This is a genomic window from Amycolatopsis sp. lyj-84 (genome assembly GCF_046549075.1).
Lineage (GTDB): Bacteria > Actinomycetota > Actinomycetes > Mycobacteriales > Pseudonocardiaceae > Amycolatopsis.
On record NZ_JAJPWO010000026.1, the window covers coordinates 54,575 to 67,788 of the forward strand.

The following is a 13,214-nucleotide window of genomic DNA, read 5'->3' on the forward strand; positions in this document are numbered from 1 at the left end:
CGCCGGTGAGCGACGCTTTGCCGAAATCTGGAATGCGAGTGATAAAAGTGCAGGTCAGCGGCCTGTTCTGACGGTGTCGACATATTTGTTTCCGGCGCCGGACTTTAGCACGCGTTCCCTTGTTTTTCGAGTTTTCACGCGGGAGTATTGCGCTCTCTGCGGCAAGTAGGTTATTTCTTGGGAATCCCGCTGAAGATCGCCGAACCCGGCGAGGTTCGACCAGCCCAGCCGAACAGGAGGTCCGCCGGTGAGTCATGCGACGGCGCGCACGCGGGTACTCGGCGTCAACCCGCTCGGACGTCCGGATCCGGGGCTGGCGGCCGCCGTCGCCAGGGGAGGCGGTCTCGGCGTCCTGGATCTCGCGCGCACCGGGTCCATAGTGGACAGAGGATTCCCGTTCGGGGTGCGGATCCCGGCGGGCCGCCACGTGCGGTACGAAGAGGTGCGCGAAAGCGGCGCGGGGCTCGTCCTGCTGGCCGAAGGGGCAGTTTGGCAGGGCAGGGGCGACGTCCCCGTGCTGGCCGAGGTGACCGGCGTCGAGCAGGCCGTCCGGATGCTCGGCGCCGGCGCCTCTGGTCTGGTCGCGAAGGGCGCCGAGGCAGGCGGGTCGGATCTCACCACGTTCGTCCTCCTGCAGCGGTTGCTGGAGCGGTTCGGCGAGGACGCCCCCGTGTGGGCGTACGGCGGCATCGGGCCGCGCACGGCGGTGGCCGCGATCGCCGGGGGCGCGGCGGGCGTGGTGCTCGACGGCCTCGGCCTGTTCCCGGAGGCCGACGTCCCAGCGGCCGCACGGAACGAACTCGCCAGGGCCGACGACGGGCTCACGGCGTTGCTCGCGAATCGCTTCGAGGACGCTGAAAGCGCTGTCCGGACGATCGTCCGTTCGCTCGCCACCCCGCCGTCGGCGAGCCCCATGGAGCAAGGCGCGCGACTGTGCCGCACGCTGGGCACCGGCTTGCCGGTCGTGCAGGGACCGATGACGCGGGTGAGCGACCAGCCCGGTTTCGCGGCCGCCGTCGCCGGGCACGACGGGTTCCCGTTCGTCGCGGTGGCCACCGCGAACGGCGCCAAGACCGCCGAACTGCTCGGCCGCACCGCCGAAGCGCTCGGCGGACGACCTTGGGGCGCGGGCATCCTCGGCTTCGTCCCGGAGAACTTGCGCGCCGAACAGCTCACGGCGGTCCGGGCCGCGCACCCGCGGTGCGTACTGATCGCGGGCGGGAAACCCGCGCAGGCCAAGGCTTTGGAAGCCGACGGGATCGCGACCTTCCTCCACGTGCCGTCACCGATCCTCCTGCGGCAGTTCCTCGACGCCGGGATCCGCCGGTTCGTCTTCGAGGGCGCCGAATGCGGTGGGCACGTCGGCCCGCGGTCGAGTTTCGTGCTGTGGGAGCAGCAGTTGGACGTCCTGCGCGAACACGGTGCCAAGGACGTCGAGGTGCTGTTCGCGGGCGGGATCCACGACGCCCGGTCCGCCGCGATGGTCGCCGCGATGGCGGAACCCCTCACGGGAATCGGTGTCCTGATGGGCACCGCGTACCTGTTCACCGAGGAAGCCGTGACTCACGGCGCGATCACCGAGGTGTTCCAGGACCGGGTGCTCGACGCCCGGTCCACGGTCACGCTGGAGACCGCGCCCGGCCATCTCACCCGGTGCCTGCCCAGTCCGTACACCGATGAGTTCGCCGCGCTGAAGGCCGGGCTCCGCGCGGACGGGATCCCGCCGCAGGAGAGCTGGCAACGGCTGGAGGAGCTGAACACCGGGCGGCTGCGGATCGCGAGCAAGGGGATCCGGCGGGAAGGCGAAGCTCTCGTCGAGGTCGACACCCTCGGCCAGCTCGCCGAGGGGATGTACATGGCCGGGCAGGTGACGGTCCTGCGAGAGCGGCGCACCGACATCGCCGCCCTGCACCGTGAAGTCACCGTCGGCGCGGCGGAACTGCTCTCCGCTCGCACCCCGCCCGAGGAGTCCGTTGTGGACGGTGACGTCGCCATCGTCGGCATGGCGTGTGTGTTCCCCGGAGCCCCCGACCTTCCCTCCTTCTGGTCCAACATCCTGCGCGGCGCGGACGCCGTCACCGAGGTGCCGGATCAGCGCTGGGACACCAAGGTCTACGCGGATCAGTCGACGTCCAAATGGGGCGGCTTCCTGCCACCGGTGGACTTCGACCCGCTCGCGTACGGCATCCCGCCGAAGTCGATGGGCAGTATCGACCCGGCCCAGCTGGTTTCTTTGCAGACTGCCCGGCGTGCCCTTGAGGACGCGGGCTACGGCGACGGCGGTTTCGACCGCGAGCGCACCAGCGTCATCTTCGGCGCCGAAGCCGGGGGAGACCTGGCCAACGCCGGTGTCCTGCGCGCGCTGTTGCCCAGCTATCTCGAAGACGTCCCGGAAGAACTGCTCGCGCAGCTGCCGGAACTGACCGAAGACTCGTTCCCCGGCACCCTCGCCAACGTCATCTCCGGCCGGATCGCCAACCGGCTCGACCTCGGCGGCACCAACTACACCGTGGACGCCGCGTGCGGTTCCTCGCTGGCCGCGCTGGACCTCGCGGTGAAGGAACTGCGGGCGGGCACCAGCTCGATGGTCCTGTGCGGCGCTGTCGACCTGCACAACGGCGTCAACGACTACCTCATGTTCACCTCCGCGGGCGCGCTGTCGCCGACCGGCCGGTGCCGCCCGTTCGACTCGGCGGCGGACGGGATCGCGCTCGGCGAGGGCGTCGCCTGTCTCGTCCTCAAACGGCGGGCCGACGCCGAACGCGACGGCGACCGGGTCTACGCCGTGGTCAAGGGTGTCGGCGCCGCCAGTGACGGCAAGGCGCTCGGCCTCACCGCACCGCGCCCCGAGGGGCAACGGCGTGCCCTGGCGAGGGCCTACCGCGACGCCGGGGTCTCCCCGGCGGACGTCTCGCTGGTGGAGGCGCACGGCACGGGCACGGTCGTCGGCGACGCCACCGAACTGACCACGCTCACCGAGTTCTTCCTCGACGCGGGCGCCGAACCGGGCGCGTGCGCGCTGGGCTCGGTGAAGAGCCAGATCGGGCACACGAAATGCGCCGCGGGACTGGCGGGCCTGATGAAGGCGGCGCTGGCGCTGTGGCACGAAGTCGTGCCGCCCACGCTGCACCTGAGCAGGCCGAACCCCGCCTGGGACGCGCAGAGCAGTCCCTTCACCTTCTCCACCGGCGCCCGGCCGACGGCGGTTCCGCGCGGACGCGAGTTCGCCGGAGTGAGCGCGTTCGGGTTCGGTGGGACCAACTTCCACGCGGTGCTGGCCGCTCCCGGGGTCCCACCCGACCGGCGGCACGGTCCGCGCGACTGGGACGCCGAGCTGGTCCTGCTCCGGGGTTCCGATGTGGACGGTGCCCGCGCCGAGCTGCGTGAACTGCTGTCGGCGAACGAAGGCCGTCCGCTGCGGGAGATCGCCGCTCTCGCCGCCGAACGGGGCGGGTCCGGGCCGGTCCGGCTCGCCGTCGTCGCGAGCGATCTCGAGGACCTGCGCGAGGCCGCCGAGAACGGGGGAGGGCTCACCGCGGGGAACACCGAAGCCGGGGCGATCGCGTTCCTGTTCCCCGGCCAAGGCAGCCAGAAGACCGGAATGCTGGCGGACCTGTTCGTGCACTTCCCCGAACTGGCGGAGGTCCTGCGGCTCGCTCCGGACGTCGCCGCGACCACCTTCCCGCCGCGCGCGTTCGCCGAAGAGGTACGCGCGGCGCAGGACGAGGATCTCAAGGACACCCGGATCGCGCAGCCCGCGCTCGGGCTCGTCGAGTCGGCCGTGTGCCGGTTGCTCGCCGATCTCGGGGTCCGGCCGGATCTGCTGGCGGGGCACAGCTACGGCGAACTGGCCGCGCTGTCGGTCGCCGGCGCGTTCGACACCCCGACCCTGGTGGCGCTCAGCCGGGCGAGGGCCCGCTCGATCGCCGAAGTCGCGGGCGCCGATCCGGGGGCGATGGCCGCGGTGAAAGCGTCCCGTGAGGAACTGGCCGCCGCCCTCGACCGGACCGATGTCGTGCTGGCCAACCACAACGCACCGGCGCAGACCGTCCTTTCCGGACCGACGGAGGCCATCGAAGAGGCCGTCCGCACGCTGCGCGGGCAAGGGATCGGGGCCAAGCGGATCCCCGTCGCCTGCGCCTTCCACAGTCCGCTGGTGGCCGGGGCGAGCGACGTGTTCGCCGTCGATCTCGACAACGCCGAGATCGGCGAGCCCGGTCCGCCGGTGTGGTCGAACCGCACCGCCCGGCCGTACGAAGCCGGAACGGTGCGCGCGGGACTGTCCGCGCAGATCGGCTCACCGGTGCGCTTCGTCGAGCTGATCGAGGACATGTACGCGGCTGGCGCGCGCACCTTCGTCGAGGCGGGCCCGGGACAGGTGCTTTCCCGGCTGGCCAAGGACATTCTCGGCGACCGGCCGCACACCGTCGTCGCGTGTGATCCCGGCGGCCCCGGGCTGCGGGGGTTCCTCACCGCGCTCGCGCGCCTGGCGCTCACGGGTGTCGAGGTGCGCACCGAACGGCTTTTCCGCGGCCGCGTCCGCGTCGGCCCGCTTCCCGCGCCCGCCTGGACCGTGGACGGGCAGACCGTCCGCGCGCCCGGCGGCGAGGTCCCCGCCCATGGGCTCGTGCCCGCCCGACGAATCCCGAGGACGACCATGAACCAGCCCGCGCCCGGTCGTGACCAGGCCGTCGTCGAATTCCTCCGCACCAGCCGCGAACTGCTGGCGGCGCAACGGGACGTGATGCTCGGGTACCTCGGCACCGCGCCGCTCGCCGCGGCCCCGGTGCCGGTCGCGCCGGTGCTGCTGCCGCCGGTCGAGGCGCCGGTCGTGACCGTGACCGTGCCCGTCGCCGAGCCGGAACCGGTCGTGGAAGAAGTCGCGGTCACCGACGTCCTGGCCACCGTGATCGGCGCGATCAGCGAACGCACCGGCTATCCGGCCGAGATGATCGACGACGATCTCGACCTCGAAGCGGATCTTTCCATCGACTCGATCAAGCGCACCGAAATCGCGGGCTCGCTGCTGGCGAAGCTCGGGCTCACCGGACGGGTGCACGACGACGCCCAGGACCAGCTCAGCCGGGACCGGACGGCGAGCGCCCTGGCCGCACGGCTGCGGAAGTGGCTCGAACCGGCGGCTCCGGTCGCCGTGACACCGGCCCCCGCCGAGGCCCCGGCGGGCCGCGCGCCCGGCCGGTACCTGCTCAGCCGGGTGCCCGCGCCGCTCGGCACGCCCGACCTCTCCAGGGTGGGCGGCAAAACGGTCGCGGTGAGCTTCGAACCCGGGCAGGAGGAGTTGGCCGAGTCGGTCCGCGCGGTGTTCTCCGAGGCCGGCGCCGTGCCGGGGGAGCGGACCGAGGCCGACATCGTCCTCGTGCTGAACCCGTTGTCGGACGCCGAAGAACCGGTCGCGGCGCAGGTCTTCGGCCTGCTCAAGGACGCCAAGGGCGCGGTGATCGTGGTGGCGAGGCCGGGTTCCGGGCACACCGCCGGGCTGCGCGGCCTCGTCCGTGCCGCGGCACGGGAACGGAGTGAGCCGACCAGGCTGGTCGAGCTGGAATCCACGGTGGACCTCGCGCGGATCGTGCTGGAGGAGGTGATCGCCGAAGGTCCCGCCACGGTCCGGTACGACACCGCCGGGCGCGCCTCCTTCGAGCCCTCCGCGGGTTCCCTCGGTTCGATCGCCTACGCCGGCGCGGGTCCCGGCGGCGGGGAGACCAAGGCGCTTGGACTCGGGACGGATTCGGTACTGCTGCTGATCGGCGGCGCCCGGGGGATCACCGCGCGGGCGGCGGTCGCACTGGCGGCGAGCGGATGCCGGATCGAACTGGCCGGGCGCACGCCGTGGCCCGCCGAGCCCGGCGACGAAGACCTGCCTGGCGACGCACAGGGGATGCGCTCGGCCTTGGCCGCGCGGGGTGGTTCGCTGGTCGACATCGAACGCCGGGTGCGCACCGTGCTGGCCCAGCGCGAGATCGCCAGGACGCTCGACCAGATCGGCGCGGCCGGGGGTATCGCGGCCTACCGGTCGCTCGACGTGCGCGACGGCGCCGCCGTCCGGCAGGTGGTCAAGGATCTGCACACCCGCTACGGCCGGATCGACGGTGTCGTCCACGCGGCCGGGGTGATCGACGACAAGCTGATGGCGGACAAGGACGAGCACTCGTTCCGCACGGTCTACGGGACCAAAGTGGACGGTGCGCGAGCCCTGCTCGACGCGCTGGAGTACTTCGGCGTCCGGCCCGGCTTCGTGACCTTCTTCGGCAGCATCGCCGCCGTCCTCGGCAACCGGGGGCAGACCGACTACGCGGCCGCGAACGACGCGCTGGAGACCCTCGGCGCGCAGTGGGCGGACCGCACCGGCTGCCGGGCGCTGACCGTCCACTGGGGACCTTGGGCGCCCTCGGACGACCACGCGGGCATGGTGTCGCCGGAACTGGCGCGCGAGTACGAACGCCGGGAGGTCGCGCTGATCGATCCGGACGAAGGCACCGCCGCCCTGCTGCGTGAGCTGGCCTACGGCCCGGCCGACGTCCGCTCGGTGCTGTACACGGCGTCACTGTGGTGAACCAGACCGTGGTGAACCAGGAACAGGTCGCCATCGTCGGCATGGGAGTGTTCCTCCCCGGCGCGTCCACAGTGGACGAGTACTGGCAGAACATCGTGTCCGGCACCGACGCGATCACCGAGATCCCGCCGCACCGCTGGGATCCGAGTTTCCACGACGGTGACGGCCGCACCCCCGACCGCACCTACGGGCGGCGCGGCGGGTTCGTCGCCGACAGCCTGGACTTCGACGCGACGGCGCTCGGTATCGCGCCCAGTTCCGTCACCGGGATGGAGCCGGACCAGCTGGTCGCGCTGGCCGTCGCCGCGTCCGCGGTCGACGACGCCGGTGGCCTGCGACGGCTGGGCGACCTCGAACGCGTGGGCGTGATCCTCGGCAGGGGCGGCTACCTTTCGCCCGGACTCCAGCGGTTCGACCAGCGTGTCCGGTCGGTCCGCCAGATCACCGGCGCGGTCCGGGACCTCCTGCCGTCGGCGCGCCCGGAGATGCTCGACAGGCTCCGGGACGCGCTGCTCGAACCGCTCGGCGAGTTCCGGCCCGACACCGCGATCGGGCTGGTGCCGAACCTCGCCGCGTCACGGGTGGCCAACCGTCTGGACCTCGGTGGCCCCGCGTACACGGTGGACGCCGCTTGCGCGTCCTCGCTGCTGGCGGTGGACCAAGCGATCGGCGAACTCGCCCGTCGCCGCTGCGACGTCGTGTTGGCAGGCGGGGTGCACCACTGCCACGACGACACGCTCTGGTCGATGTTCACCCAGCTCGGCGCCCTGTCCCCGAGCCAGCGGATCAGCCCGTTCTCGCGGGACGCGGACGGTTTGCTGATCGGCGAGGGCACCGCGATCGTCGTGTTGAAACGGTTCTACGACGCGCGCCGCGACGGCGACCGGGTCTACGCGGTGCTGCGCGGGTCCGGGACGTCGAGCGACGGCAAGGGCGCGAGCCTGCTCAGCCCGGCGGTGTCCGGGCAGACCCTGGCGCTGCGCCGCGCGTGGGCGTCGGCGGGGCTCGATCCCACCGCGCCCGGCGCGATCGGCCTGCTGGAAGCGCACGGGACCGCGACACCGACCGGGGACGCGGCCGAACTGGCCACCCTCGCCGAGGTGTTCGGCCCGCCCGAAGGCCGCCGTGCCGCGATCGGCGCGGTGAAGGCGATGATCGGGCACACCATGCCGACCGCCGGGGCCGCCGGACTGGTCAAGGCGGCGCTCGCGCTGCACCACGCCGTCCTGCCGCCGACCCTGAACTGCGCCGATCCGAGCCCGCTGTTGGACAAGACCCGGTTCCGGGTCCTGGCCGAAGCCGAGCGCTGGCCGGCGGGCGACGTGCCACGCCGGGCGGCGGTCAACGCCTTCGGTTTCGGCGGCGTCAACGCGCACGTGATCCTGGAAGAGGCCGATCCGGCGCCCACCCGGCCACGCCGGGCCAAGGTGACCGGGGAGCCCGAGCGGATCCTGCGGCTGGCGGCGTCCACTCCGGACGAACTCCGCACGCTGCTCGACCGTCCGGACCCGGAATCCGGCGGGCACGGCCCGAGCCGGATCGGGATCGTCGGGCCGACCGAAAAGCGGATCGAGGTCGCGCGAAGGGTGCTCGCGAAGGTCACGGCCGAGGGCCGGTCCTGGCACGGGCCCAACGACATCTGGTGCAGTACGGCACCTTTGCTGGAGCGGCACGGCGCGAAGACCGTGTTCGTCTACCCGGGGCTGGAGGCGGACGCGGAGCCGCGCTGCGCCGACGTCGCCCGGCACTTCGGCCTGGAGCGGCCCGAATGGTCGACGGAGAGTGTGCTTTCGCGCGCGTCGAGCGTGTCCCAGGTCGGGTTGCTGCTCGACACCGCGCTGCGGCGGCTCGCCATCATGCCGGACCTGCTCGCCGGGCACAGCGTCGGCGAGTGGACCGCGATGCAGGCGGCCGGGATGTACCCCGGACAGTCCACAGAGGACATGCTGAGCCGGTACTGGCCGCAAGGGTTCACCCTGCCGGACGCCGAATTCCTGGTACTCGGCTGCTCCGCGGAGCGAGCGGCCGCGCTGCTCGCCGCCGAACCGGAACTGATGGTCTCCCACGAGAACGCGCCGCGGCAGACGATCGTCTGCGGTGACCCGGCGGCCGCGGCCCGGCTCGCGCGCCTGTGCACCCAGCACGGCATCGTCGCCAGGACGCTTCCGTTCCGGTCCGGGTTCCACACCCCGCTGATGCGCTCCCGGCTCGGCCCGTTCACCCGGCTCGCGGCGGAACTGGACCTGAAGGCACCGCGGATCCCCGTCTGGTCGGCGACCACGGCCCGGCCGTATCCCGCGGATCCGGTGGAGGTCCGCGAGCTGTACCTGGCCCATCTGGTGCGGAAGGTCCGGTTCCGGGAACTCGTCGACGCCCTCTACGCCGACGGCGCCCGCGTCTTCGTGCAGGCGGGTGCCGGTCAGGTCGGTTCGTTCGTGGCGGACACCCTGGGAACGCGGCCGCACCTGGTCGTCCCGGCGTCGTCCGGCACCAGGCCCGGGCTCGCCCAGCTGCGCCGGGTGGCCACCGCGGTCTGGGTGGAGGGCGGACGGCCCGCGTTCGACGTGCTGGAGCCGCGCCGGACCCGGATCGACACGGCGGGCTCGCTGCTCTCGGTCGACGGTGACGTCAAGGGCATGTTCGAAGGCGACACCACGGTTCCCGAGCTGGCCGACGGTGTTCCGGACGCGATCGTCGCGGAGTTCACCGCGCTGCTCGCCGAGACCAGGCAGGCCGCGGCGAGCGTCGTCAACGCGGCCGCGCGCAGATCCGCCGATTCCACCGTCGAGTCCACTGTGGACGTCTCGCTCGCCGCGATGCCGTACCTGGTGGATCACCGGTTCTTCCGGCAGCGCGAGGACTGGCCGGACGAGGCGGACTTCCGGCCCACCGTCCCCGCGACGACCCTGGTCGACCTGGCCTGCCGGGCGGCGGAACGGGCCTGGCCGGGGACGGTCGCGACAGGCGTGAGCAACGCGGCGTTCTCCCGATGGCTGATCGCCGCCCCCGCACAGCGTGTCCCGCTGTCGATGACCCGCGAGGGCGACCGGATCAGTGTCCAAATCGGACCGCACGCCAGTATGGACGTCCATCTGGCCCAGCGGTATCCGACGGCGCCCCGGCCGTCCCCGCCGCCGGGGCCGGAAACCGCGCCCCCGCTCAGCGCCGCCGAGATCTACTCGCGCCGGGAGATGTTCCACGGCCCCGCGTACCAAGGACTCGCCAGGCTCATCGGGCTCGGCGAGCGGCACATCCGTGGCGAGCTCGTCGTGCCGTCGGCACCCGGCGCGCTGCTGGACAACGTCGGCCAGCTCCTGGGTTGCTGGCTGATGGCCACCAAGGCGGACGCGCTGCTGGCGTTCCCGACGTCGATGGGCCGGATCACCTGGTACGGCCCGGAACCGGCGCCGGGCACGTCGTTGCGGTGCGTGGTCCGGGTCCGGCTGCCCCGGCCGGACGTGCTGGAGATGGACGCCGAACTGGTGCGGGACGGCGCCGTGCTGGCCAGGATCGAGCAGTGGCGGGACATCCGTTTCCCGTGCGACCGGCCCGCTCACCGGGTCTACGCCTTTCCGGACCGGCATCGGCTCGCCGAAGTGCACCAAGGCGGTTGGGCACTGGTCACCGACCGGTGGCCGAGCCCGGCCGCGCGGGACATCTACGCCGGCGTCTATCTCGGTTCGGAGGAACGCGCCGAGTTCGCCGCCTGCGCGCCCCGGCGGCAGCGCGGCTGGCTGCTGGAACGGATCGCGATCAAGGACGCCGTGCGCGCGAAACTCGGCCTGGACGGCGTCTACCCGGCCGAAATCCGGGTCAGTGCCGACGGGACCTCGGTGACCGGGGTCCAGGGCCGGGAACTGCCGCCGCTGGGAGTGGCCGTCGCGACGGTCGGAGACGTGGCGGTCGCCCTCGTCCGGGAACGGGACGCGACGCCGCCCCGGATCGCGGTCCGGGCCGAGGGTGATTTGGCGGGGCTGGCCGAGGAAATCGGCCCAGGGGTGGAGTTCGCCGGGATACCGGGGCACGTGGTGGCCTGGAACCGCGGTTAGGAACAGGAGCAGAGCATGACGATCGAACAGCAGAGCCCGGCGTCGGTCTTCGGCACCGTGGCCGAATTGCTGAGAGAACTGGTGGGGGACACCGACGTCCTCGGCATCGAGATCACCCCGCAGACCACCTTCCACGAGGATCTCCAGCTCGAGAGCATCGATCTGGTGACCTTCGCGAGCATCCTCGCCGAGTTCTTCGGCGCGGACGTCAACCTCGCGGAGTTCCTGGCGGAGAAGGATCTCGACGACGTGATCGGACTCCGGGTCGGCGACATCGCGGACTACGTCGCCGCCCGCCTCGGCGAACGGGGCTGAGGCGGTGCCGACGATGACCGTCAACGGGCTGCGCACGAACGTGCACCTCGTGCCCGGCGGGGGCACGGAGACCGTGGTGTTCCTGCACGGCATGGGCACCGACAGCCTGGCGAGCTTCTACCTCACCCTGGCCCCGCCGGTCGCCGCCGCCGGGGTGGACGTGATCAGCTACGACCTGCGCGGGCACGGGAAGACCGAACGCCCGGAGCGCGGGTACACGATCGCGGACTTCATCGCCGACCTCGACGACCTGCTGGATCAGCTCGACCTCGACCGCCCGGTCCACCTGGTGGGCAACAGTTTCGGCGGCACCCTGGCCTACAGCTACGCGGTGGCGAAACCGGAACGGGTGCGCAGCATCGTGTGCATCGAGTCGGAGCCCGCCACCGAACTGTGGGCGGACAAGATGGCGCAGATCCTCGAACACACCGTGCGATTCTTGAAGGTCGAGGAGAGTTTCGACTGGATCGAGGCCAACTACAGCGCCCACCACCGGCGGCTGGCGAGGATGGCGGCGGAGCGGATCACGTCCACGTCGATGGCCGAGGAGGTCCCGCTCGGCCCGTTGCTGACCCTGGACCAGGTGGCGGGGATCGACTGCCCGGTACTGTCCATTTTGGGCAGTCACGGCTACCAGGCCGACGATCTCAACGCGCTGACGTCCTTGTTGCCCCGTGGTGAGCTGCACGTGTTCGAGGGGCAGGGGCATTCGGTGCTCGTCGAGCAGCACCGAGAGGTCCGTGAGTTGTTGCTGAACTGGATCTCCCGGCACGGGAGGCCGCGCGGATGAGCCGGTTCCTGCTGGTCGTCCCGCCGCTCACCGGGCACGTGGCCCCGTTGCGCGCGGTGGCCGCCGAACTCGTGGGCCGCGGCCACGACGTCGCCTGGTGCGGTCCGGAACCCACGACGTCGGAGCTGACGCGCGCGGGCCGGGTGTACCCGGCGGCGGACGCGCTGGAGTTCGCCGTCGAGCGCCGTCCCGAAGGCCTGCGCGGGTTCGCCGCACTGAAGTTCCTCTGGGAGCAGTACTTGGTCCCACTCGCGGACGCGATGGTCCCCGGGGTCGACAAGGCGGTGTCCGCCTTCCGCCCCGACGTCGTGATCGCCGATCAGCAGGCCTTCGCGGGCGCCCTGGTGGCGAGCCGCCGCTCCCTGCCGTGGGTGACCTCGGCGTCGACGTCGACCGAACTCGGCGACCCGCTGAGCGCCATGCCGAAGATCGCCGCGTGGGTGGACGAGCTCCAGGAGGATCTGCGGACCCGGCACCGGGTGGACTGCGGCGACCTGCGGTTTTCCCCGCACCTCGTCCTCGCCTTCACCACCGTCTCGCTGACGGGACCGCTCGCCGACGTCGGAGCGGTCCGCTTCGTCGGCCCGGCGCTGGCACCGGCGCCCCCGGTCGGGTTCTCGTGGGACCGGCTCGACGGCAGACCGCTCGTCCTCGCCACCCTCGGCACCGCCAACGCCGCTCTCGGCCGCCGTTTCCTGGCCGAATGCGTCGACGCGCTCGCCGGGATGCCCGAGGTCCAAGGCCTGGTCGTCGACCCCACCGGCGAACTGATCAGCGACGAAGTGCTGATCGCCAAACGCATCCCGCAGGCGGAAGTGGTGCGGAAGGCAGCGGCGGTGATCTGCCATGGCGGGCACAACACGGTCAGCGAGACCCTCGCGTCCGGGCTGCCGCTGGTGATCGCGCCGATCCGCGACGACCAGTCGATGCTGGCTCAGCAGGTCGAGGCGGCGGGGGCGGGGTTGCGGCTGCGCTTCGACCGCGTGAAGGCGCCGGACATCCGCGGCACGATCACCGAAGTGCTGACCGAGCCCGCCTATGCCGCGGCGGCCGCGCGGGTGCGGGCCTCGTTCGCGGCGGCAGGGGGAGTCGTGGCCGCCGCGGACCACCTGGAGTCCCTGCCACGCTAGCCCGGCCCCACCCCATCTATAAAGGGGTAAGTCAAAGGTGGCGTCGTGTCCGCGCCCAGGGTGAGCGAAGGCGTAACTTGCGTGATCAGGAACGGATCTCGTGTGCTCGGACGGCGAACTCCGTGATCGCCGCCCGATCACGCGCGCTGCTGCGGGTGGGTTGCTGACGCAAGTAGGCGACTACTTGCGTGAGCTGGGGCGGTCACCCGAGCATGCCGTGTGTCCCCAATGCGGGGCGGATTCATGCGGTCGTTGCAACATCCTTCGTGAGCTGGGAGTTTGTGGTGGCTGGCGGGTTCGTGTTGCCGCGTTCGGTGCGGGTGCGTTTTTGGGGTGCGGTGCGGGCGGGGTATCTGCCC

The 13,214-nt window shown here is 71.9% G+C and carries 5 protein-coding genes; all 5 read left to right on the forward strand.

Annotation, left to right across the window (positions count from 1 at the left end; genetic code table 11):
- Positions 1–247: 247 nt before the first annotated feature.
- From ACLJRM_RS43280 to ACLJRM_RS43300, 5 genes are read left to right on the forward strand one after another with little or no spacing between them, the layout of a single operon-like run.
- Positions 248–6,571 (forward strand): SDR family NAD(P)-dependent oxidoreductase, encoded by a 6,324-nt coding sequence (locus tag ACLJRM_RS43280; protein WP_410666342.1) that lies wholly within the window; start codon positions 248–250, stop codon positions 6,569–6,571.
- Between the two features lie 8 nt (positions 6,572–6,579).
- Positions 6,580–10,620 carry a beta-ketoacyl synthase N-terminal-like domain-containing protein gene (locus tag ACLJRM_RS43285; RefSeq protein ID WP_410666347.1) on the forward strand — a complete coding sequence of 1,347 codons (4,041 nt, stop codon included), beginning with the start codon at positions 6,580–6,582 and terminating at the stop codon, positions 10,618–10,620.
- A 15-nt stretch (positions 10,621–10,635) separates the two neighbouring features.
- Positions 10,636–10,935, forward strand: a complete 300-nt coding sequence (locus tag ACLJRM_RS43290) for a phosphopantetheine-binding protein (RefSeq protein WP_101608575.1) — start codon at positions 10,636–10,638, stop codon at positions 10,933–10,935.
- A gap of 4 nt (positions 10,936–10,939) precedes the next feature.
- A complete protein-coding gene (locus ACLJRM_RS43295) occupies positions 10,940–11,725 on the forward strand; it encodes an alpha/beta fold hydrolase (RefSeq protein ID WP_101608574.1) in 786 nt (261 codons plus the stop codon).
- Positions 11,722–12,855, forward strand: a complete 1,134-nt coding sequence (locus ACLJRM_RS43300) for a glycosyltransferase (RefSeq protein ID WP_101608573.1) — start codon at positions 11,722–11,724, stop codon at positions 12,853–12,855. Before ACLJRM_RS43295 ends, ACLJRM_RS43300 begins: the two co-directional genes overlap by 4 nt.
- The last annotated feature ends 359 nt before the right edge of the window (positions 12,856–13,214 follow it).

Coding starts and splice junctions, on each gene's coding strand:
- ACLJRM_RS43290 (WP_101608575.1), top strand. CDS start 10,636: ATGACGATCGAACAGCAGAGCCCGGCGTCGGTCTTCGGCACCGTGGCC.
- ACLJRM_RS43300 (WP_101608573.1), top strand. CDS start 11,722: ATGAGCCGGTTCCTGCTGGTCGTCCCGCCGCTCACCGGGCACGTGGCC.